This window comes from Janthinobacterium sp. 67 (assembly GCF_002797895.1).
Lineage (GTDB): Bacteria > Pseudomonadota > Gammaproteobacteria > Burkholderiales > Burkholderiaceae_D > Janthinobacterium.
In genome coordinates this window covers 3,325,337-3,348,965 of sequence record NZ_PGES01000001.1, presented here as the reverse complement: position 1 = coordinate 3,348,965, position 23,629 = coordinate 3,325,337, and the positions used below count along the sequence as shown (strand labels likewise).

Annotated in this window: 16 protein-coding genes; 14 read left to right on the top strand and 2 right to left on the bottom strand. The window is 65.9% G+C overall.

From position 1 onward, the window contains the following. The first annotated feature begins 10 nt into the window (after positions 1 to 10). Positions 11 to 2,806, top strand: a complete 2,796-nt coding sequence (locus tag CLU90_RS15005) for a TonB-dependent receptor (protein WP_100428284.1) — start codon at positions 11 to 13, stop codon at positions 2,804 to 2,806. A gap of 160 nt (positions 2,807 to 2,966) precedes the next feature. Then, a complete protein-coding gene (locus CLU90_RS15000) occupies positions 2,967 to 4,220 on the top strand; it encodes a cyanophycinase (protein WP_100429467.1) in 1,254 nt (417 codons plus the stop codon). Here CLU90_RS15000 and CLU90_RS14995 read toward each other — a convergent pair. Continuing rightward, the gene (locus CLU90_RS14995; RefSeq protein WP_232731207.1) at positions 4,211 to 5,413 is read right to left on the bottom strand and encodes a DUF418 domain-containing protein; all 1,203 of its coding nucleotides are present in this window, start codon (positions 5,411 to 5,413) and stop codon (positions 4,211 to 4,213) included. The genes CLU90_RS15000 and CLU90_RS14995 overlap by 10 nt on opposite strands. 8 nt (positions 5,414 to 5,421) lie before the next feature. Next, positions 5,422 to 6,024 carry a TetR/AcrR family transcriptional regulator gene (locus CLU90_RS14990; protein ID WP_092711594.1) on the bottom strand — a complete coding sequence of 201 codons (603 nt, stop codon included), beginning with the start codon at positions 6,022 to 6,024 and terminating at the stop codon, positions 5,422 to 5,424. 196 nt (positions 6,025 to 6,220) lie between these two features. Here CLU90_RS14990 and CLU90_RS14985 point away from each other — a divergent pair, with 196 nt between their 5' ends. The 12 genes from CLU90_RS14985 (at position 6,221) to CLU90_RS14930 (ending at position 23,628) form a co-directional block, all read left to right on the top strand. Then, on the top strand, positions 6,221 to 7,663 hold the full coding sequence (locus CLU90_RS14985; protein ID WP_092711592.1) for an IgA Peptidase M64: 1,443 nt from the start codon (positions 6,221 to 6,223) through the stop codon (positions 7,661 to 7,663). Between the two features lie 433 nt (positions 7,664 to 8,096). Beyond that, positions 8,097 to 8,282 (top strand): hypothetical protein, encoded by a 186-nt coding sequence (locus CLU90_RS29325; RefSeq protein WP_139178201.1) that lies wholly within the window; start codon positions 8,097 to 8,099, stop codon positions 8,280 to 8,282. After that, positions 8,279 to 9,061, top strand: coding sequence for an enoyl-ACP reductase FabI (gene fabI / locus CLU90_RS14980; protein ID WP_198511327.1), 783 nt, complete (start codon positions 8,279 to 8,281; stop codon positions 9,059 to 9,061). The genes CLU90_RS29325 and fabI overlap by 4 nt, the downstream gene beginning before the upstream one ends. Before the next feature lie 10 nt (positions 9,062 to 9,071). After that, positions 9,072 to 10,520 carry an efflux transporter outer membrane subunit gene (locus CLU90_RS14975; protein WP_100428283.1) on the top strand — a complete coding sequence of 483 codons (1,449 nt, stop codon included), beginning with the start codon at positions 9,072 to 9,074 and terminating at the stop codon, positions 10,518 to 10,520. An 18-nt stretch (positions 10,521 to 10,538) separates the two neighbouring features. Beyond that, complete coding sequence (locus CLU90_RS14970) at positions 10,539 to 11,612, top strand: HlyD family secretion protein (protein ID WP_092711590.1); 1,074 nt, start codon at positions 10,539 to 10,541, stop codon at positions 11,610 to 11,612. A 2-nt stretch (positions 11,613 to 11,614) separates the two neighbouring features. Continuing rightward, a complete protein-coding gene (rbbA, locus tag CLU90_RS14965) occupies positions 11,615 to 14,368 on the top strand; it encodes a ribosome-associated ATPase/putative transporter RbbA (RefSeq protein WP_269800020.1) in 2,754 nt (917 codons plus the stop codon). Between the two features lies 1 nt (position 14,369). Beyond that, positions 14,370 to 15,494, top strand: a complete 1,125-nt coding sequence (locus CLU90_RS14960; RefSeq protein WP_092711586.1) for an ABC transporter permease — start codon at positions 14,370 to 14,372, stop codon at positions 15,492 to 15,494. 48 nt (positions 15,495 to 15,542) lie between these two features. Further along, positions 15,543 to 17,807 (top strand): DUF3141 domain-containing protein, encoded by a 2,265-nt coding sequence (locus CLU90_RS14955; RefSeq protein WP_092711584.1) that lies wholly within the window; start codon positions 15,543 to 15,545, stop codon positions 17,805 to 17,807. Between the two features lie 9 nt (positions 17,808 to 17,816). Then, positions 17,817 to 19,232, top strand: coding sequence for a bifunctional enoyl-CoA hydratase/phosphate acetyltransferase (locus CLU90_RS14950; protein ID WP_100428282.1), 1,416 nt, complete (start codon positions 17,817 to 17,819; stop codon positions 19,230 to 19,232). Further along, positions 19,229 to 20,446 carry an acetate/propionate family kinase gene (locus tag CLU90_RS14945; protein ID WP_100428281.1) on the top strand — a complete coding sequence of 406 codons (1,218 nt, stop codon included), beginning with the start codon at positions 19,229 to 19,231 and terminating at the stop codon, positions 20,444 to 20,446. Before CLU90_RS14950 ends, CLU90_RS14945 begins: the two co-directional genes overlap by 4 nt. Before the next feature lie 215 nt (positions 20,447 to 20,661). Next, positions 20,662 to 21,138 (top strand): hypothetical protein, encoded by a 477-nt coding sequence (locus CLU90_RS14940; RefSeq protein WP_092711578.1) that lies wholly within the window; start codon positions 20,662 to 20,664, stop codon positions 21,136 to 21,138. 165 nt (positions 21,139 to 21,303) lie between these two features. Next, positions 21,304 to 23,628, top strand: coding sequence for a M43 family zinc metalloprotease (locus tag CLU90_RS14930; RefSeq protein ID WP_198511218.1), 2,325 nt, complete (start codon positions 21,304 to 21,306; stop codon positions 23,626 to 23,628). Position 23,629: the final 1 nt, after the last annotated feature.

The window sequence follows — 23,629 nt, the reverse complement described above, 5'->3', positions numbered from 1 at the left end:
GAGAGTGACGATGCACATGAAAAGACAGGACGGCTCCTTGCCACGCGAGTCGGTGCTGGCGCAAGGCGTGCGACTGGCGCTGGGCGTCCTGAGCGTGACGGCGGCGCTGGGCATGCTGGGCAATGGCGCGCGGGGGCAGGAACAGGAGCAGGTGCGGGATGTTGAATCTGCGCCGAAAAAAATGCAGCGCGTGGAAATCACGGGGTCGGCCATCAAGCGCCTGGAGTCGGAAACGGCGCTGCCCGTGCAGATCATCACGCGCGCCGAGATCGAAAAGGCGGGCGTGACGACGGCGGCCGAGCTGATGGCGCGCGTGTCGGCCAACGTGGGCGGCCTGACCGATGGCGCCAGCATCAACGTGGGCGGCGACCAGCGCGGCTTCAACAGCGCCAACCTGCGCGGCGTGGGCACGTCATCGACCCTGGTGCTGCTCAATGGCCGGCGCATGGCCAACTTTGCCTCGCCTGGCGACGATGCGGGCGTGGACTTGAACAACATCCCGGCCGCCGCCCTGCAGCGCGTGGAAGTGCTGCTCGACGGCGCTTCGGCCCTGTACGGCACGGACGCCATCGGCGGCGTCATCAATTTCATCACGCGCAAGGATTACCAGGGCGTGGAGCTGAACGTCTACGGCAGCCGCACCGATGAAGGGGGCGCTGGCAAGCGCACGGCCAGCATCACGGCCGGCACGGGCGACCTGGCGGCGGATGGCTACAATATATTTGCCGTGGTCGACCTGCAAAAAACGGACCCCCTGCGCTCCTCGCAGCGCAAGTTCATCCCGAACCTGCAAATTCCGCAGCGCCTCGGGCATTTGCTGTCGAACTTTACCAGTCCGGCGAATATCCGCCTGTCCAGCGCCCAGCGCGAGCACTTGCAGGACAATGGCTTCCTGCTCAATGGCCAGCCGATCACCAACCGCCAGATCAATTTTGGCATCCCGAACTGCGCGCCGCCGGCCAATCTGTACCTGCCGGCGGGCACGGGCGGCGTCGATGCCTGCACCTACGACTACATGGGCGACACGGAGCTGTATCCGAAGACGGACAAGCAGAACCTGCTCACGCGCGGCGTGCTGAAACTGAATAACGACCACCAGCTGTACGCGGAAGTGGCGCTGAGCCGCTCGCGCAGCCATTACGTGGGCTCGTCGGCGCGCGTGACCGGTTTTCTCGATTACAGCAAGGTGCCGCAGCTGGCCAATGCGGGCTTCGATACGCTGCTCGATGACGATGGCAAGCAGGTGGAGCGCGAACTGGAACTGCGCATGCGCCTGAACGAGGCGGGCATGCGCACCAGTGAACTGACGAGCGAAAGCCGGCGCTTCGTGGTGGGCGCCACCGGCACGCTCGCCGGCTGGGATTACGACGTGGGCTTGAACCACAGCGTCAACGTCGTGAAGGACCGCGATACGCATGGCTACGTCCTGTACGACAAGCTGATCGAAGGGATCGCCGCCGGCGACATCAACCCGTTCGGCCCGTCCGGCGCGAAAGGCCGGGCGCTGCTCGACAGCATCCAGATCAACGACGAGGTGCGCCACGCGCGCGGCACCATGGATGCGATCGACTTCAAGGCTTCGCGCGCGCTGATGGCCATGGGCGGCGGCGACATGGCGCTGGCCGTGGGCGGCGAAGTGCGGCGCGAACGCACCGAGTTCCGCCCATCGGCACTGCTGATGAGCGACAACATCAACAACGATGCGGCGCCGGAAGGGGGCAAGGGCACCAGCGACAGCCGCAACGTACAAGCCGTCTACGGCGAATTGCTGCTGCCGTTCACCAGGCAGTGGCAGGCGCAGTTGTCGGGCCGCTACGACCATTACGAGCAGGTGGGCGGCGCCCTCAGTCCCAAGGTGGGCTTGACCTACATGCCCAGCAAGCAGGTGCTGCTGCGGGCCTCCGCCGGCAAGGGCTTCCGCGCGCCGTCGATGTCGGACCTGCACCGTCCCACCGTCTACAGCAGCACGGCGACCTTGCCCGACCCCGTGCTGTGCGCCACCGTGGACAACAATTATGCCGATTGCGCGCAGAACTGGGACACGCGCCGCTACAGCAACGACAAGCTGAAACCGGAACGTAGCCGCCAGTTCTCGGCCGGCCTGGTGCTCGAGCCGAGCCAGCACTGGACCTTCAGCTTCGATTACTGGAACATCAAGCGCACGGACCTGATCAGCGAAATCGGCGACGACATCATCCTGGGCAACCTGGCCAAATACGGCGACCTCGTACACCGCAACGGGGACAATGAAATCGACTACATCGAGCTGCGCAAGGAAAACCGGGGCGCGCAAAAAGCCTCGGGCATCGATATCACGGCCGACCTGCATGGCGTGCAAACGGCATGGGGACGTTTCGGCGGGCACCTGAGCGGCACGTACGTGCTCGACTCGAAAATCCAGACCAGCCCTGGCGACACCTTTGTCAGCAACCTCAATCGCTTCGTGACGGATGGCGTGGTGCAGCGCTGGCGCCATACGATTACGCTGGACTGGGACAAGGGCCCGTATTCGGCCAGCCTGTCGAACACGTATTCGAGCGGCTACGATGACCAGAACTCGGCCATCAACACGGACGATGGCAGCGTCGTCAAGGCGAACCGGGTGAAGGCGTACACCTTGTGGGACATGTCGGCGGCATATGCGCTCAGCAAGCAGTTCAAGCTGCGCGCGGGCATACAGAACCTGTTCAATACCAGTCCGCCGTACTCGAACCAGGCCTACTTTTTCCTCTCCGGCTATGATCCCAGCTACACGGACCCGCGCGGCCGGCGCTTTTATGCGAGCGCCAATTACAGCTTCAAGTAAGCAGTTTTACATAGAAGCGTGGAGATACCGCAACAACGCTGTCATATGCGCCAAGTAGTATCGTGGTTCGATGGAGTTGGGTTGCAAGCAGCAGTTGGCAGCAAGGGCGCGCGCCGGCATCGACAAGTGCGCGCCACTTTCCCTGTATTTGAAAGGCATCATGAAATCATCTTCCAGCCTGTATCACACATTGTGCGCCGCGCTGCTGTTCGCGCTGGCATTGTGCAGCTTCCATGCCGTGGCGGCGCCGGCCGGCAGCGCCATCGGCAACGCGCCGCAGGGCACCCTTGTCATCATCGGCGGCGGCTTGCGCGCCGACAATGCCGAAGTCTGGCAGCGCATCGTCAAGCTGTCGGGCGGGCCGGGGGCGCGCATCGCCGTACTGGCGTCGGCCGCGATGAACCCGGAAAAATCGGGCGAAAGCATCATCAAGAAACTCAATCAATATGGCGCCGACGCCTTTTTCGTGCCGCTGGCCGTCAAGCTGGCCAATCGCGATTACCGCAAGGCGGCCGAAGACCCGGTCATCGTCACGCAGATCAAGTCGGCCACCGGCATCTATTTTGCCGGCGGCGACCAGGGGCGCATCACGCAAGCCCTGCTGCGCCCGGACGGCAGCCGCACGGCCGCGCTGGAAGCCATCTGGTCGGTCTACCGCAACGGTGGCGTGATCGCCGGTTCCAGCGCGGGCGCGGCCATCATGAGCACCACCATGTTTTACGACGCCAAGCCCGTGCTCGACATGCTCAAGATGGGCGTGACGGATGGCCGCGAAATCGCGCCGGGGCTGGGCTTCATCGGCAGCGACGTGTTCGTCGACCAGCATCTGCTGGTGCGCGGGCGCTTTGCCCGCATGATTCCCGTGATGCTGAAAAAAGGCTATCACCTGGGCCTGGGCATCGATGAAAACAGCGCCATGGTGGTCGACGCCATGCGCGACGTGGAAGTCATCGGCTACAGCGGCGCCCTGCTGATCGACCTGTCGGGCGCCATCAGCGACCGTGGCGTGAAAAACTTCAATATCAGCAACGCTGCCATCAGCTATCTGGACCGGGGCGACAAATTCAACCTCGTCACGCGGGTGTTTACGCCATCGCCGGACAAGGCCGACAACAAGCTCGATCCGAACCAGCCCGACATGCGCGAACCCGTGTTCACCAACGATATCCTCGGCAACAACGCCGTGCTCGACCTGATGGGCAATTTGATCGACAACGCGCAGCAGGAAGCCATCGGCATCGCCTTCGGCAACCCGCGCGACCCGTATCCGGACCTGGGCTTCGAGTTCCGCTTCAGTAAAACGGTCAACAGCGTCGGCTACAGTTCGACCGAGGCGGAAGCGTATTCCGTGCTGAAGCTGCGCCTCGACATCCGCCCCATCCAGCTGCGCCAGCCGCTGTACCGCTACAAATAAGCTGCGCCAGTGCGCCGCCAGCGCGGCCACGCGGCGATCGTCAGGGCCCGCAGCAGCCATTCGACGGGTCCATAAGAGTGGCCGCGCAGCCACCAGCGACTCAGCGGCAGCTGCGCGCCAAAGATGATGGCGGCCAGCGCCAGGGCACCGAGTGGCGACACACTGCCCATCAGCCGCGTCCCATACGCGAGAAACAGCACGGCGCAGATGGCCGACTGCAGCAGGTAGTTCGACAGGGCCATGCGGCCCGTGTCTGCCAGCAGCGCAAACAGCGTGCCGTCGCGCAGGCGCTCGAACAGCGATAGCGCCAATGCCAGGTAGGCGCCCGCCAGCAGCGGCGCGGTGGCCAGTCCCACGGCCAGTCCCGCCACCTGCCATGCCTGGCTGTCGCCATACACGGAGGTCCACGCATAGAAGGCGGCGCCAGGCAAACCGACCAGCGCGCCGGCCCGCAGCAGGCGGCGGCGCAGCGGCAGATAGTCGGCGGCGTGCAGCAGCATCTCGCGCTTGCCGGCGGCCAGGCCGCACAGGAACATGGCCAGCGCGCACGGCGCCTGCACCAGCAGCAGGACGATCCAGATGTCAGCGAGTTCGCGCAGGTGCTGATGGACGACGGCGGTCGGCGTGGCGCGGTAGGCGGCCAGCGCGCTTGCCGCCTTTTGCGCCATCGCCACGGCGTTGTCGGCGGCGTCGCCCGCCGGCTGCAGGCTTTGCAACCATGCCATGCCAACCCAGAATGCCACGCAGACGGCGATGAGGATAAAGGCCAGGGTCAGGGCGGGCCGTTCGCCGCAGCGGTGCAGCGCCAGCAGCACGATGCCCAGCAGAGCATAGGTGGTCAGTATGTCGCCATGAAACAGGAACACGGCGTGCAGGGCGCCGATCAGCCACAGGCCCGCTTGCCGGCGCAGCATGCGCGGCGCGAACGGCGCCTCGGCACGCGCGGCCGCCTGCATCTGCAGGGTGAAGCTGTAGCCGAACAAAAAGGAAAACAGCAGGTAGAACTTGGTCTCGAACAGCAGGGCGACGAGAAAATGCGTGGCGCGGTCCACGCCGCCGGGAAAGGCGGGATCGGTCAAGCCCAGGCCGAACCACGGCGTGGCGAAGGCGCCGATATTGACGACCAAAATGCCGAACAGGGCGCAGCCGCGCAGGGCGTCGACGTCGGCGATGCGCGTGGGCCGGGTCTGCATGGAGGCGCTCATGCCAGGGCAGGGCGCAGGAAGCGCGCCAATAACAGGTGCAGGCTGGCCCGCTGCGCCAGCGGCGCGTAATCGGGATCGACGGCGACGCGGTTGAAGATGCCGTCGATCAGCGCGGCGATCCAGCCGGCCGTTTGCGCGACGTCCAGCGCGGCGTCCGTCTGGCCCTGCGCGGCCGCTTCTTCCAGCAAGGTTTGCACGCCGCGGCGCAGGCTGGCGTCGTTGCGCGCCACCCTGGCCGCGATGTCCGTGTCGCGCATCGCTTCGGCGGCGATGTCCAGCGCCAGTCCCGCAAAGTCCGCATCGGCCGCCAGCGCCAGCACCAGGTCCATGAAATCGAGCAGGGCGCCGTAGGCATCGGCGCCGCCTTGCACGCCAGCGAAATAGGCGGCCGTCTCGCTGCCTTCCTGGTCGACGATGGCGGCGATGATGGCTTGCTTGGTGGGGAAGTAATGAAACAGGTTGCCGGGACTCATGCCCGCCTGCGCGCAGATGGCGGCGGTGCTGGTCTGGTGAAAGCCCTTGCGCGCGAAGCAGTGGCGCGCGGCGGCGAGAATGGCGTCGCGGCGGGCCGCGTGTTTATCGGGATCGATGGTGCGCATGGTTCCCTCCTTTAATTAATCGACTAGTCAGTCTAATATAATCCGATTGCCTTGCCTGGTCAAGCTGGCCGCTTTGCACGCTCGCTTCCTGTCGCTACAATGTGCCGCAGCGGTTTTTCCCGCGCCTGCCGGCAGGCCCGCCGATTGTTTGGAAAACCGATCCCTTCACCTGTTTTTCTACCGTTTTAGGAATGACATGCAGCAGACTCCGATTCGATCCTTCCTCTGCGCGCTGGCGCTGGCCGCCGGCATCGTCCCTGCCGCGCAAGCTGCCAGTGCCGCCCAGCCGGCCACCATGCGCCTCGATTACCAGCACAGCGGCAATGCGCTGGGCGAGCATTACGCGGTCGAGCGCGTGCTGGTCGAGCCCCTGCCATGGCCGGGCAACCTGGCGCGTCCCATCGACGACAGCAACCGTGGCAACAATATGCTGGAAGTGGTCGACATCAAGTCGGGCAAGGTGCTGTATTCGCGCGGCTTTTCCACCATCTTCGGCGAGTGGGCCAGCACGGATGAAGCGAAAACCACCACGCGCGCCTTCCAGGAATCCGTGCGCTTCCCGCAGCCCGAGCAGCCCGTGCGCGTGCGCATCCTCAAGCGCGACGAGCGCGGCCTGTTTTCCATCGTGTGGAGCACGGACGTCGATCCGGCCGGGCAGGACGTGATCCGCAAGCAGCCGCCGGCCCCCGTCAAGCCGATCCCGATACGCATCAGTGGACCTTCCAGCGACAAGGTCGACCTCTTGATCATGGGCGATGGCTATACGGCCGCCGAAATGGGCAAGTTCGAAGCGACGGCGCGCAAATTGGCCGACCATCTGTTTACCGTCTCGCCGTTCCGCGAGCGGGCCAATGACTTCAACGTGTGGGCCATGGCCGCGCCGACGCCGGAGTCGGGCGTGTCGCGTCCCTCGACGGGCGTGCATCACGCATCGCCCTTGGGCACGCGCTACGATATCTTCGGCAGCGAGCGTTATGTGCTGACGACGGACAACCGCGCGCTGCGCGACCTGGCGCAGTACGCGCCGTATGAATTCATCGAAATCCTCGTCAACAATGATACCTACGGCGGAGGCGGCATCTTCGGCCAGTTCAGCACGGCGGCGGCCAACAACGACTGGGCCAACTACCTGTTCGTGCACGAATTCGGCCACCATTTCGCCGGCCTGGCCGACGAGTACTACACCTCGCCCGTGGCCTATCAGTCGAATGGCGAACGCCAGGAACCGTGGGAGCCGAACGCCACGGCGCTGCGCGATCCGGCCAGGCTGAAATGGAAGAATCACGTGAAGGCGGGCACGCCGTTGCCGACGCCGTGGCCGAAGGAAGCGTACGACAGCCATGCGCGCGAATACCAGAAGCAGCGCGCGGCCCTGCGCGCGGCCAACCGCCCGGAAAGTGAAATGAGCGGCTTGTTCAAGGCCGACCTGGCATACACGCAGCAGCTGTTCTCGAAGGCGCCGCAGCGCCATGCGGTGGGCGCCTTCGAAGGCGCGCATTACGAGTCGTCCGGCTATTACCGGCCCGAGATGCAGTGCATCATGTTCGACCGCAGCGAGACGTTCTGCTCCGTATGCCAGGACGGCATCAGCACCATCATCGACCTGTATTCGCGTCCGGCCCCGGTTCCGGGCAAATAAGGCCATTGATGTTTTAGCCAGCAGCAAAGCAAGGCGGGCCATGTTGCATCGCAATAGCATGGCCCCCATTTATTTCCTTCCCCCGCCTGGTACATTGCGCCAGGTCGCCCCATTGCTTGTTTTCCAGGCAATCTCCCCTTCTTTTGCACGGCCGCCTTTCTGTGCGCCAGCCCCACGATGTTATCAAACAAGCACTGCGATTCGCTTGCTTGTCAATTAGTTCATTTAAATAATATTGATGTAGAATTTGATGTATATCAATGTTGCATTGCCGCAATCGCACTTATAGTTGACCTAGCTCAAAACGATAAGCATGCGGACCGGACTCATCGCGAATCACGTATCTAAATGCTGTAGAGTAATTTTCGCCCTGTACCAGTTCCCCGAGAATGCACTGGTGCCGGCCTCGAATTTCAGTGACGGAAGCCGATTCATGAAGATGCAGACCCCCGCGCCCGACGCGTGCAGTACCCTCCACCCCCATACACCGATTACCTTGCCGTATGCGCGCGCCGGCGGCGTCACCCTGGCCATGTGCGCCGCCGCCCTGCATGCGGGCGCCGTGCGATCCGTGCATGCGGCCACGCCGTGGCCCGCCCTGCGTCCGGTCCCGGCATGACGGCCCCCTTGCCGCACCTGCCCTTGCAGGGCAAGCGGGGGCTGGTGGTGGGTATCGCCAATGCGCAAAGCATCGCCTGGGGCTGCGCCAGCGCCCTGCGCGCGGCCGGCGCCGAACTGGCCGTCACCTGGCTCAATGACAAGGCCAGGCCGCACGTGGAGCCGCTGGCGCTGCAGGTGCAGGCGTCCATCATGGCGCCGCTCGACGTGGCCGTGCCGGGGCAATTGGAGGCGCTGTTCGCGCAGATCGAACGGCAGTGGGGACGCATCGACTTCGTCGTCCATTCCATCGCCTATGCGCCGAAACACGACTTGCATGGCCGCGTGACGGACAGCTCGGCCGGCGGCTTTGCGCAGGCGATGGATGTCTCGTGCCACTCCTTCATGCGCATGGCGAAACTGGCCGAACCCCTGATGCGGGACGGCGGCAGCTTGACGACCATGAGTTATCTGGGCGCCGAGGAAGTCATCGCCGACTACGGCCTGATGGGGCCCGTCAAGGCGGCGCTGGAAGCGTCCGTGCGCTACCTGGCCGCCGAACTGGGCCCGCAAGGCATCCGCGTGAACGCCATTTCGCCGGGGCCACTGGAAACGCGGGCCGCTTCCGGCATCGCCCATTTCGACCGCCTGATGGCCGACGCCATCGAACGCTCGCCCATGCGCCGCCTGGCCACCATCGAGGACGTGGGCGCGCTGTGCGCCTTCCTGGCCGGCGACGGCGCGCGTGCCATCACGGGCGGCACCCTGTACGTCGATGGCGGCTACAACATTCTGAATTGACTGGAAGATGATGACCATGGCTGTTTTTACCTTGCCACACCGCGCCATGCTGGCCGCGCTGGCCACCACGCTGGCCCTGGCCGGCTGCGCCTCGATGGCGCCGCCGTATGCGCCACCGCCGCTGCCCGTGGCGGCGCAGTATCCCGAGAGCGATCCGGCCGGCGCGCATGCGCCCGACGTCGCCTGGCAAAGCTATTTCGCCGACCCGCGCCTGCAGGCGCTCATTGCGCAGGCGCTGGCCAGCAACCGCGATATCCGCATCGCCGCGCTGCGCGTGGAAGAGGCGCGCGCCGCGTACGGCATCCAGCGCGCGGAGCAATTTCCCACCATCGCGCTGGGCGCCTCCGGCAGCCGCGCACGCGTGCCAGACGACCTGAGTCCGACGGGCCGCGCCATGACGAGCGCGCAGTACCAGGCGGGCTTGAACGTGAGCGCGTGGGAACTCGATTTCTGGGGCCGGGTGCGCAGCCTGAAGGACAGCGCGCTGCAAACCCTGCTGGCCAGCGACGAGGCGCGCCGCGCCGTCGGCGTGGCCCTCGTGGCGCAGGTGGCCAATGGCTACCTGGGCTTGCGTGAACTCGACGAAAGGGTGGAACTGGCGCGCGCCACCGTCGACAGCCGCGCCGAATCGCTGCGCATCTTCACGCGCCGCTTTGAAGTCGGGTCGATTTCCAAGCTGGACCTGACGCAGGTGGAAACCCTGCTCAGCCAGGCCCTCTCGCTGTCGGCCCAGCTGGAACAGGCGCGCGCCGTGCAGGCGCACGCGCTGGCCCAGCTGGTGGGCGGCCCCGTCGATCTGACGCCGGTGGCTGGCGAGGTGCGCCGCTTCGACGACGCCAGCGTGCTGCAGCCGCTGCATGCGGGCCTGCCCTCGGCCTTGCTCACGCAGCGCCCCGACCTGATCGCGGCCGAACACCAGCTGCGCGCCGCGCAAGCCAATATCGGCGCCGCGCGCGCCGCCTTCTTCCCGACGATTTCGCTGACGGCCGCCTACGGCACGGCCAGCGCGGAATTGAGCGGTTTGTTCGATTCTGGCAGCGGCGCCTGGAATGTCGCGCCACGCCTGGTGCTGCCGATCTTTGACGCGGGCCGTTTGCGCGCCAATATGGACCTGGCCGAAGTGCGCCGCGACGTGGCCGTGGCCAACTATGAAAAGAGCGTGCAGGGCGCCTTCCGCGAAGTGGCCGACGCGCTGTCGAACCGGCGCTGGCTGGCGCTGCAGGTCGACATCGGCAAGACGACCCTGGCCGCACAGAGCGAACGGGCACGCCTGGCCAAGCTGCGCTACGACAATGGCGCCGCGCCCTACCTGGAAGTACTCGACGCGCAGCGCGACTTGCTGACGGTCGAGCAGCAGCTGGTGCAGACGCGCCGCGCGCTGCTGTCGAGCCAGGTCAGCCTGTATGCGGCCCTGGGCGGCGGCGCACCCGTCACCTCCACCGCCGCTTCCACCCACTAATTTGATCCCCCCGATACCATGAATGCTCAACTGAAGAAAAAACTCATCCCCGCGGCACTCGTCGTGGCCGTTCTCGTGCTGGGCTATGTGGCCTGGCAAAAAATGCGTCCCACCGGTCCTGGCGAAGGTTTTGTCAGCGGCAATGGCCGCATCGAAGCGACGGAAATCGACGTCGCCACCAAGCTGGCCGGGCGGGTCAAGGAGATCCTCGTGCGCGAGGGCGACTTCGTCAAGGCGGGCCAGCCGCTGGCCACCATGCAGGTCGATTCCCTGGCGGCCCAGCGCGACGAGGCGCGTGCGCGCCAGCAGCAGGCATCCGATGCGGTGGTGGGCGCGCAGGCGCAGGTGGCCGTGCGCGAGAGCGACAAGGCGGCCGCGCTGGCCATGGTGGCGCAGCGCGAAAGCGAACTCGATGCGGCGCGCCGCCGCCTGGCACGCTCCGAAACCCTGTCGAAAGAAGGCGCGTCCTCGGTGCAGGAACTCGACGACGACCGCGCCCGCGTGCGCAGCGTGGCCGCCGCCCTGAATGCTGCCAGGGCGCAGGTGACGGCGGCGCAGGCGGCCATCGACGCGGCCAGGGCGCAGGTGGTCGGCTCGCGTTCCGCCGTCGTGGCGGCCGAGGCGACGACGGCGCGCATCGACGCCGACCTGGCCGACGGCCAGCTGGCGGCGCCGCGCGACGGCCGCGTGCAATACCTGGTGGCGCAGCAGGGCGAAGTATTGGCCGGCGGCGGCAAGGTGCTCAACCTGGTCGACCTGTCGGACGTCTACATGACCTTCTTCCTGCCCGAGACGGCGGCCGGCAAGGTGGCGCTGGGCGGCGAAGTGCGCATCATCCTCGATGCGGCGCCCCAGTACGTGATACCGGCGACGATCTCGTTCGTCGCCGCCAGCGCGCAGTTCACGCCGAAGACCGTGGAAACGGCCAGCGAACGCCAGAAACTGATGTTCCGTGTGAAGGCGCAGATCAGCCGCGAACTGCTGCAAAAGCATCTGGCGCTGGTGAAAGTGGGCTTGCCCGGCGTGGCCTGGGTGCGTCTCGATGCGAAGCAGGCCTGGCCCGCTGAACTGACGGCGAAGGTTCCGCAGTGACCGTGGCTGCCACTTCCCCAGTCGTCAGCATCCGCGGCGTCAGCCAGCATTACGGCAAGACGGTGGCGCTGGACGGCATCGACCTCGACGTGCCGGCCGGCCGCATGGTGGGCTTGATCGGACCCGATGGCGTGGGCAAATCGAGTTTGCTGTCGCTGGTGGCGGGCGCGCGCGCCGTGCAGCAGGGCACGGTGATGGCGCTGGGCGGCGACATGCGCGATGCGCGCCACCGCGACGACGTCTGCCCGCGCATCGCCTACATGCCGCAAGGGCTGGGCAAGAACCTGTATCCGACCCTGTCGGTCGAGGAAAACCTGCAGTTTTTCGCGCGCCTGTTCGGCCACGACGCGGCCGAGCGCCGCCGCCGCATCGACCAGCTGACCCGCAGCACGGGCTTGCAAGCGTTCCTCGCGCGCCCGGCGGGCAAGCTGTCGGGCGGCATGAAGCAGAAGCTGGGCCTGTGCTGCGCGCTGATCCACGATCCCGACCTGCTGATTCTCGACGAGCCGACCACCGGCGTCGATCCGCTGGCGCGCGCCCAGTTCTGGGACCTGATCGCCGGCATCCGCGTGCAGCGCCCGCAAATGAGCGTGATGGTGGCCACCGCCTACATGGACGAGGCGCAGCGCTTCGACTGGCTGGTGGCCATGGATGACGGCAAGGTGCTCGATACGGGCACGCCGGCCGAACTGCTGGCGCGCACGGACAGCGGCAACCTGGAAGCGGCCTTCATCAAGCTGCTGCCCGAAGCCAAGCGCGCGGGCCACCAGCCCGTCGTCATCACGCCGCTGGACGCGGCCAGCGCGCAGGACGTCGCCATCGAGGCGCAGGACCTGACCATGCGCTTCGGCGATTTCACGGCCGTCGACCATGTGAATTTCCGCATCGGCCGCGGCGAAATCTTCGGTTTTCTCGGCTCGAACGGCTGCGGCAAGTCGACCACCATGAAGATGCTCACGGGCTTGCTGCCGGCCACGGAAGGCAAGGCCTGGCTGTTCGGCAAGCAGGTCGATTCCAGCGATATCGATACGCGCCGCCGGGTCGGCTACATGTCGCAGGCCTTCTCGCTGTACAGCGAACTGACGGTGCGCCAGAACCTGGTGCTGCACGCGCGCCTGTTCCACGTGCCAGAGGGCGAGATACCTGCGCGCATCGACGAGATGGCGCAGCGCTTCGACTTGCGCGCGGTGATGGACGACTTGCCCGACAGCCTGCCGCTGGGCATACGCCAGCGGCTATCCTTGGCCGTGGCCATGGTGCACAAGCCGGAAATGCTGATCCTCGACGAACCGACGTCCGGCGTCGACCCGATCGCGCGCGACAATTTCTGGCGTCTGATGATCGAGCTGGCGCGGCGCGACCACGTCACCATTTTCATTTCCACCCACTTCATGAACGAGGCCGAGCGCTGCGACCGCATCTCGCTGATGCATGCGGGGAAAGTGCTGGTCAGCGATGCGCCGGCCGAACTGGTGCGCAAGAAGGGCGCGCCCTCGCTGGAAGCGGCTTTCATCGCCTACCTGGAAGAGGCGGGCGGTGGTACGGCAGCGGCGACGGTGGGGGAAACGCCGGCGCCCGTGCGGAAGGTGGAAGCGGCCGCGCCGCCGCAGCAGGAACAACACCGGCGCAGCCGCTTCAGCCTGGGCCGCATGCTCAGCTACATGTGGCGCGAGACCCTGGAGCTGCGCCGCGACCCCGTGCGCCTGACCCTGGCGCTGGGCGGCTCCGTGCTGCTGCTGTTCGTCATCGGCTTCGGCATCAGCCTCGACGTCGAAGACTTGAGTTACGCGGTGCTCGACCATGACCAGACGACGTTGAGCCAGAATTACACGAACAACCTGGCCGGCTCGCGCTACTTCATCGAGCGAGCGCCGCTGCGCGACTATGCCGATATCGACAAGCGCATGCGCAGCGGAGAACTGTCGCTGGCCATCGAGATCCCGCCCGGCTTCGCGCGCGACGTGCAGCGCGGCGCGCCGGCCCAGGTGGGCGCGTGGATCGACGGCGCCATGCCGATGCGCGCGGAAACCGTGCAGGGCTACGTGCAGGGCATGCACCAGCTGTGGTTGGCCGACCAGGCCTTGCACCGCTATGGCATCACGATGAGCAATCCCGTCGCCATCCAGACGCGCTACCGCTACAACCCCGACGTGAAAAGCCTGCCGGCCATGGTGCCGGCCGTGATTCCCTTGCTGCTGCTGATGCTGCCGGCCATGCTGGCGGCGCTGTCCGTCGTGCGCGAAAAGGAATTGGGCTCCATCATCAACCTGTACGTGACGCCCGTCACTCGCCTGGAATTCTTGCTCGGCAAGCAGGTGCCCTACGTCGTGCTGGCCATGTTCAACTTCCTCCTCATGGCGCTGCTGGCCGTCACCGCCTTCGGCGTGCCGGTCAAGGGCAGCTTGCCGACCCTGATCGGCGCCACGTTCATCTTCAATATCTGCGCCACCGGCATCGGCCTGTTCGCCTCGACGTTTACGCGTAGCCAGATCGCGGCGCTGTTCGTGACCATGATCGGCACCATGATCCCGGCCATCCAGTTTTCCGGCTTGCTCAATCCCGTCTCGTCGATGGAGGGCGTGGGCAAGGCCATCGGCCTGATGTACCCGGCCACGCACATGCTCAATATCAGCCGCGGCGTGTTCAACAAGGCGCTGGGACTGGGCGACCTGCACGCCTCGTTCTGGCCATTGATCATTGCCATCCCCGTGATCCTCGGCGTGACGGTGGCGCTGCTGAAGAAGCAGGAGAGCTGATATGCGCCACCTTGAAAACATCTACCGCCTGGGCGTGAAGGAAATCTGGAGCCTGATCCGCGATCCGATGATGCTGATCCTGATCCTCTACACGTTTACTTTGGCGATTTACGTGGCCGCCACGGCCAAGCCGGAAACCCTGCACATGGCGTCGATCGCCATCGTCGACGAGGATGGCTCGCCGCTGTCCGGGCGCATCGCCTCGGCCTTCTTCCCGCCCCAGTTCACGCCGCCGGCCATGATCAACCAGAGCCAGGTCGACACGGGCCTGGACGCGGGCCGGTACACCTTCGTGCTGACGATCCCGCCCAAGCTGCAGGCCGACGTGCTGGGCGGACGCCAGGCGGAGCTGCAGCTGAACGTGGACGCCACGCGCATGAGCCAGGCCTTCAGCGGCAGCGGCTACATCCAGCAGATCGTCGCCGGCGAGATATCGGAATTCGCCAAGCGCTACCGGGGCGCAACCGTCTCGCCTGTGGAGCTGGTGATGCGCGCGCGCTTCAATCCGTCGCTGAGCCAGGCCTGGTTTGGCTCGCTGATGGAACTCATCAACCAGGTGACGATGCTGTCGATCATCCTCACCGGCGCGGCCCTGATACGCGAACGTGAACACGGCACCATCGAGCACTTGCTGGTGATGCCCGTGACGCCGGCCGAAATCATGCTGGGCAAGGTCTGGTCGATGGGCCTCGTCGTGCTGCTGGCCGCCGCCCTGTCGCTGAACCTGGTGGTGCGCGGCATGCTGCACGTCCCGATCGAGGGCTCGATCGCGCTGTTCCTGTGCGGCGCGGCCCTGCACCTGTTCGCCACGACGTCGATGGGCATTTTCCTCGCCACCGTGGCGCGCAGCATGCCGCAGTTCGGCATGCTCTTGATCCTCGTGCTGCTGCCGCTGCAGATGCTGTCGGGCGGCAGCACGCCGCGCGAAAGCATGCCGGAACTGGTGCAGAACATCATGCTGATCGCCCCGACCACGCATTTCGTCGAACTGAGCCAGGCGATTTTGTACCGGGGCGCCGGCATCGACGTCGTGTGGAAACCGTTCCTGGCCCTGCTGGCCATCGGCACGGCGCTGTTCACGTTTGCCCTTGCCCGTTTTCGCAAGACCATCAGCCAGATGGCGTAGCCCCCGCGCCGGAATGGTCCGGCGTGTGTTTGCATGAAAAGGATAGCCATGAAGACCGAAGCTGCACCATTTTTTTCCGCCGGCGGCTTGCCGTCGCTGGGCGTGCTGGGCGACTATGCGCGCGACTCGTGGCAGCGCATCGTGCTGTACGCGGACGTGATGCGCCGGCGCGGCAACCAGTACCAGGAGCACATGGCCGAGGAAGTGCCGAACGTGCTCGACTTCCCCGCCGAACTGGTGATGTCGGGCCTGGAACTGGCGCGTCCCGTCAACTACGGCCTGGCGCGCATCCTGACGCCCGATGCGCCCGAACCCGATCCATCGAAACGGCCCTTCGTCGTCGTCGACCCGCGCGCCGGACACGGTCCCGGCATCGGCGGCTTCAAGGCCGAGAGCGAGATCGGCGTGGCCCTGCGCGCCGGCCATCCGTGCTACTTCATCGGCTTCCTGCCCGATCCCGTGCCGGGGCAGACGGTGGAAGACGTCATGCACGCCGAGGCGGCCTTCCTGGAAAAAGTCATCGCCCTGCATCCGCTCAGCGAAGGTAAACCCGTCGTCATCGGCAATTGCCAGGCGGGCTGGCAAATCCTCATGACGGCGGCCATGCGCCCGGAATTGTTCGGTCCCATCATCGTGGCCGGCGCGCCCGTGTCGTACTGGGCCGGCTGGCATGGCCGCAATCCGATGCGCTACGCGGGCGGCCTGATGGGCGGCAGCTGGGCCACGGCGCTGGCGGGCGACCTGGGCAACGGCCGTTTCGACGGCGCCAGCCTGGTGCAGAATTTCGAGAAGCTGAACCCGGCCAATACGCTGTGGAGCAAGCAGTACAACTTGTACGCGAACATCGACACGGAAGCGCCCCGTTACCTGGAATTTGAAAAATACTGGGGCGGCCACGTTTTTCTGAACGACGTCGAGATGCAGTACATCGTCGACAATCTGTTCATCGGCAACCGCCTGGCCACGGCCGAATTGATCACCTCCGACGGCGTGCGCCTGGACTTGCGCAATATCCGTTCGCCCATCGTCGTGTTCTGCTCGAACGGCGACAACATCACGCCGCCGCCGCAGGCCCTGGGCTGGATCACGGACCTGTACCGCGACGACAAGGACGTACTGATGCACGACCAGACCATCGTCTACGCCGTGCATGACAGCATCGGCCACCTGGGCATCTTTGTGTCGGCCAAGGTGGGGCACAAGGAACACCAGAAATTCGCCAGCAATATCGACCTGATCAACCTGCTGCCGGCCGGTATCTATGAAGCGAGGATCGTCGACAAGACGCCCGATACGCCGAACGCGGACCTGGCCAGCGGCGACTATGTGCTGCAGGTCGAGCATCGCGGCATCGACGACGTGCGCGCCATCGTGCAGCCCAGCGTGGAAAACGACCGCAAGTTCGCCGCCGCCGCGCGCGTGTCCGAGGTGAACCTGGCCCTGTACCGCACGTTCGCGCAGCCGTGGGTGCGCGCCATGGTCACGCCGCAGACGGCGCGCTTCCTGCAGCTCGCGCACCCGCTGCGCGTGTCGTACGAGCGCTGGACCGATCACAATCCACTGGCCAGGCTGGTGGCCAGGGAGGCCGAAAAAGTGCGCGCCCAGCGCCAGCCGGTAGCGCCCGACAATCCGCTGCTGGCCATGCAGGAAGCCGTCTCCGGCGCCATCACGGCCGGCTTGAACGGCTGGCGCGACTGGCGCGACATGGTGCAGGAAACGACCTTCGACCTGGTGTACGGTTCGCCCCTGGTGCAGGCGCTGACGGGACAAGCCATCGGCGACACGACGCCGCCGCGCCCCCATCCCGGCATCTCGCCAGAGCATTGCGAGTACGTGCGCTGCGAAACGCGCAAGATGGACGAGGACATGCAGCGGGGCGGCCTGGTGGAAGCGGCCGTGCGCGCGCTGTTCTACATCTACCGCTTCCGCATGATCGCCGACGAACGCAGGGTCAACCTGGCCCTCAAACTGATCAAGCCGCAATACCGGCAGGATGTCGGCATGGAGGAATTCCGCGGTATCGTGCGCCAGCAGGCGCGCCTGATGCTGCATGATTTCGACGCGGCCATCGCCGCCTTGCCGGTTTTGCTGTCGCGCGCCGACCCGGACGATATCGGCGCGCTGGCCGAGTGGCTGCAGCAAGTGCTGCAAGTGCCCGAAGCGCCGACGCCGGACGAGGAAGCGAGCCTGCAGCAGATGCTGGACGTCTTCGACCGCGCGGTCAAGGCGCAAACGAAGGCGCAGCCGCCGGACGCGCGCACATCCGCTACCGGCCCCAAAGCCAGACCGGCCAAACACATTACTCCCGTATAGAAGGCCACGATGACTACTACCCACAACGATGACTTGAATATCGTACGCAACCGCACCTTCGACCAGATCGCCATCGGCGATACGGCCAGCATCACGCGCACCCTGAGCATGGACGACATCGCCCTGTTCGCGGTGATGTCGGGCGACGACAACCCGCAGCACCTCGATACGGAATTTGCCGCCGCCACCCGCTACGAGGGCGTGATCGCCCACGGCATGTGGGGCGCGGCCCTCATTTCCGCCGTGCTGGGCACGCGCCTGCCCGGCGCCGGCACCGTCTACACGGGCCAGACCCTGCGCTTCTTGCAGCCCGTGCGCGTGGGCGATACCCTGGCCATCAGCGTCACCGTCACGGCGCTCGAGCCGCGTAACCGCCACGTGACCCTGGCTTGCCGCTGCGTCAACCAGCATGGCGCCGTGGTGCTCGATGGCGAGGCGCAGGTGATCGCGCCCGCCGAGCAGATCGAACGCAAGCGCGCCACCTTGCCTGAAGTGCGCCTGCATAACGGCGACGGCACGCGGCGCCTGCTGGAACACGCGCGCACCCTGGGCCCGATCAGGGTGGCCGTGATCCACCCCTGCGATGAGCTGAGCCTGTCGGGCGCGCTTGACGCCTATGCGGCCGGCCTGATCACGCCCGTGCTGGTGGCGCCGCGCGCGCGCCTGGAAGCCGTGGCGCTGGAGGCGGGCCTGAGCCTGGCCGGCATCGCCATCGACGACGTCGAACATAGCCATGCGGCCGCCGCACGCGGCGCCGAACTGGCGGGCAAGGGCGAAGTCGAAGCGCTGATGAAGGGTAGCCTGCACACGGATGAACTGATGTCGGCCGTGCTGTCGGCCAGCGCCGGGCTGCGCACCAAGCGCCGCATCAGCCACTGCTTCCTGATGCAGACACCCGCGTACCCGCGTCCCTTCATCATCACGGATGCGGCCATCAATATCGCGCCCAACCTGGCCATGAAGGCCGACATCGTGCGCAACGCCATCGACCTGGCGCACGTGATCGGCGTGGCCTGCCCGCGCGTGGCCATTCTGGCCGCCGTGGAAACGGTGAATGCGGACATGCCCGCCACCCTGGACGCGGCCGCCCTGTGCAAGATGGCCGACCGTGGCCAGATCACGGGCGCCATCCTCGACGGCCCGCTGGCTTTCGACAATGCCGTCTCGATCGCCGCCGCCACCGTCAAGGGCATCGTCTCGGAAGTGGCGGGCCGCGCCGACATCCTGCTGGTGCCGGACCTGGAAAGCGGCAACATGCTGGCCAAGCAGCTCGAATACATGGGCGACGCGGACAGCGCCGGCATCGTGCTGGGCGCGAAGATTCCCGTCATCCTCACCAGCCGCGCCGATTCGCGCGCCAGCCGCATCGCCTCGTGCGCCATCGCCGTGATGCTGGCCAACCATTACCGGAGCACGCCGCCATGAACGCAGCAGTCCAACATGCCGATGGCGCCCTGATCCTCGTGCTCAATTGCGGTTCGTCGAGCATCAAGTTCGCCCTGTTCGAACAAAGCGGCGGCGTGCTGCCGCAGCAGGCGCAATGGAGCGGCAAGGTCGAAGGCATCGGCCGTGAAAACGCCACCTACCGCGCCGGCGGCCTGCCTGCCGTCGCCTTGCAGCTGGACCCGGAGCAGCCGCATCACGCGGCGCTCGAATACATCCGCGCGCAAGTGGTGGCGCAGCTGGAGGGGCGCCACTTGCGCGCCGTCGCGCACCGCGTGGTGCATGGCGGCAGCAAGTATTTTGCGCCCGTGCGCATCGATTTTGCCGTGCTGGCCGACCTGAAAAGTTATGTGCCGCTCGCGCCCCTGCACCAGCCGTTCGCGCTCGAGGCGATCGAGGTGCTGCTCGAGTCGCGGCCCGACATCGCCCAGGTGGCGTGCTTCGACACGGCCTTCCACCACACGGTGCCGCAGGTCGAGCAGATGCTGGCCTTGCCATACGATGCGTGGGAGCGGGGCTTGCGCCGCTATGGCTTCCACGGCCTGTCGTACGAATACCAGTCGCTGGTGCTGGAGCAGCGCTTCGGCTCAGTCGCGCGCGGCAAGGTCATCGTCGCCCACCTGGGCAGCGGCGCCAGCCTGTGCGCCATGGACAATTTGCACAGCGTGGCCACCACCATGGGCTTTTCCGCGCTCGACGGCCTGATGATGGGCACGCGCTGCGGCTCGCTCGACCCGGGCGCCGTGATCTACCTGATGGAGATCGAAAAACTGTCGCTGGAAAAAGTGGCGCACGTGCTGTACCACGAGTCGGGCTTGCTGGGCGTGTCGGGCGTGTCGGCCGACCCACCCATCTTGCTGGCGCAGCAGGACCGGCAGGACGCGACGGGCGAACGCATCCGCGCCGCGCTGGATTTGTACATCCGCCGCATCGTGCGTGAGATCGGCGCCCTGACGGCCGTGCTGGGTGGGCTGGACATGCTGGTGTTTACGGCCGGTATCGGCGAGCACAGCGCCGAACTGCGCCAGCGCATCTGCGCCGAGCTGGGATTCATCGGCCCCGTGCTCGATGCGGATGCCAATGCGCGCAATGCCAGCCTTATTTCCACGCCGGATAGCCACATCGTCGTGGGCGTGGAGCCGGCCAACGAGGAGTGGGTGGCGGCCCGCCACGCGGCGCTGGCCGTGGGCGCCTGAGGTTGTTGGATGCATTGGCGCGCTCAAGGGGAAATTTGCCGAAATGAACATATTTCCCCTTGAGTGCGCTAACGCACTGTGGGGAGTGCCAGTTATCTTTACTATGAAGTCATGCCATCGCGCTACCTCAAGAAACAGCGCGGTGCCTGGCAAATTTGGAACATTTTGCCCGCCTTTAGTAAAAATAACTCGAATCCATATTGAAAGGTCTCATCATGAACAAATTACTCGCCACCCTGATCGCTACCCTGTTCGCCACCGCTGCCATCGCGCAAACGGCGCCAGTCACCCCAGCCGTTGCCAGCGCCCAGGCGTCTGCGCAGCATGACATCAACAAGGCCGCCAACAAGGAAGCCAAAGTCGATGCCAAGGCTGACGCGAACGTCGCCAAGGCGGAAATGAAGGCCGACGAAAAGAAAGCCGACGCCCAGCACAAGGCAAATAAAACCAAGGCCAAGGCCCACGACAAAGTGGTCGACGCCGATCCGGAAGACAAAATGAAGGCGCAGGCCAAGGCTGACAAGGCCGCGGCCAAAGCCGATGCGAAAGCGCACAAGGCCGCCGTGAATGCGGATGCCAAAGTGGCCAAGGAAAAAGTGGAAGCGAACCAGGATAAAGCCATTGCCGCCACCAAGACGGAAGAAGCCAAGGCCAAGGCCGACGCTGAAGTCAAGGCCGCCGCCGCCAAGTAATGCACCGTTTGCGGGCTTCGGCCTGCAAGCCCCAAAGACAGCTTCGGCTGTCTTTTTTTTCGTCCGCCACTTTTCCCTGGCGCCGTTTGCCAGTCTTGATCTGCCGCAAATGCTCCTCTTTTCGCCGTGCCATAGTGAATTGGCAAACAGACGAAGGGAGACATCATGAGCACCGCTAAAACGAAAAAATCGCCGGCTACCGGTTCGGCGGAAGGCGCGCCGGTCATGTCCGCCATGCAGGCCATGCCCGTCGAGGGCGATGTGCAGGCCGTCGCCGAGGCGGCGGGCGGCGACGCCATGCAGGGACCGCGCCTGGGCGTGTCGTACGCGGACCAGGCGGCGCTCGGCCAGGGCGCGACGGCCGCGAACGCTGGCGACATGCCGGGTGGTGGCATGCAGCAGGCATCGCAGGCCATGGCCGGCGCCAGTTGCATGCAGGTGGGAGTTGGCGGTGGCATGGGCGGCGATGGTGGCGGCAGTGGCGGCATGGGCGGCGGCGGTGATGGGGGGCAGGGCGGCGGCACGCCGCAGACGCGCACCTGCGCCACGATGGACGTGCACCGCCGTTTGCTGAGCGAAGATCCGTCGTACGCGAGCGTGCGCGCCGATATCGAAAACCTGGCAGGGCTCTACGAGGGTGATGCCAGCATTGCGGGGCGTTCCGGCGTGACGCACATCCCGGTGGTGGTGCACGTGGTGTGGAATACGGCCGTGCAGAATATCTCGGATGCGCAGGTCGCCAGCCAGATCGATGTCCTCAATCGTGACTTCCGGCGCGTCAACCCGGACGTCAACAGCACGCCGGCGCCGTTCCTGCCGCTGACGGCCGATGCGCGCGTGGAGTTCGCGCTGGCGACGATCGATCCGCATGGCGCGGCCACCAGCGGCATCGAGCGGCGCCAGACGACGGTGGCCTCGTTTGGCGCCGACGATGCGGTCAAGTCGCAGGCGACGGGCGGCATGGATGCCTGGCCGGCCGACAGCTACCTCAATATATGGGTCTGCCAGCTCGGCGGCGGCTTGCTCGGTTACGCGCAGTTTCCCGGCGGCCCGGCCGCCACCGACGGCGTCGTGATCCTGCAGTCAGCGTTTGGCACGACCGGCACGGCGGCGCCACCGTTCCACCTGGGGCGCACGGCCACGCATGAAATCGGCCACTGGCTGAACCTGAACCATATCTGGGGCGACGACGGCACCGGATGCTCGGGCACGGACAACGTGGCCGACACGCCGAACCAGGGAGGGCCGAACACGGGCCAGCCCGCGTTTCCCCAGGTGTCGTGCAATAACGGACCGAATGGCGACATGTTCATGAACTACATGGATTATGTCGACGATCCCGCCATGTTCATGTTCACGGCCGGCCAGGTGGCGCGCATGCAGGCCTGTCTCGATGGCCCGCGCGCCAGCATCGGCACAGGAGGAGCCGGCACGGGCGCCACGCCGCGCCAGAGTTCCTCGCCCGTCGTGGCCTGGGGCGCGAACCGTCTCGACGTGTTCGTGGTGGGCACCGACCGCGCCCTGTACCACAAGGCCTGGAATGGCACGGCCTGGGGGCCATCCGTCACCGGCTACGAAGCGCAAGGCGGCATCTGCACCAGTGCGCCGCAGGTGGTGTCGTGGGGACCGAACCGTCTCGACGTGTTCGTTACGGGCACCGACAGCGGCTTGTTCCACAAATGGTGGAACGGTACGGCCTGGGGACCGTCGCTGACCGGCTATGAATCGATGGGCGGCTTGTGCGTGGGCGACCCGCGCGCCGTGGCTTGGGGGCCGAACCGCCTCGACGTGTTTGTCGTCGGCACGGACCGTGGCCTGTATCACAAATGGTGGAACGGGTCCGCCTGGGGGCCGTCGCTGACGGGGTACGAAGCCATGGGCGGTCTGTGCCTGGGCCAGCCGGAAGCCGTGGCGTGGGGGCCGAACCGCCTCGATGTCTTCGTCGTCGGCACGGACCGGGCCCTGTACCACAAGTGGTGGAACGGCACGGCCTGGGGACCGTCGCTGACGGGCTATGAGCGGCTGGGCGGCATCTGCACCTCGTCGCCGAAAGCGGTGGCGTGGGGGCCGAACCGCCTCGACGTCTTCGTCACGGGCACCGATGGCGCGCTGTATCATAAATGGTGGGATGGCGCGAAATGGGGGCCGTCCATCGACGGCTTCGAGCGCCTGGGCAGCGTTTGCGTGGGCGAGGTGGAAGCCGTGTCGTGGGCGCCCGACCGGCTCGACCTGTTCGTCATCGGCACGGACAGCGCCCTGTATCACAAGGCGTGGAATGGATCCGCCTGGGCTCCGTCCCTGACTGGCTTTGACAACCTGGGTGGCGTGTGCACTTCGCGGCCGCGCGCCACGGCCTGGGCGCCGAACCGCCTCGACGTCTTTGTCACGGGCACGAATGGCGCACTGTTCCACAAGGCGTGGAACGGCACGGCCTGGTCGCCCTCCGTGAGCGGTTATGAAAGCCTGGGCGGCGTGGTATCGTGCTTCTGAG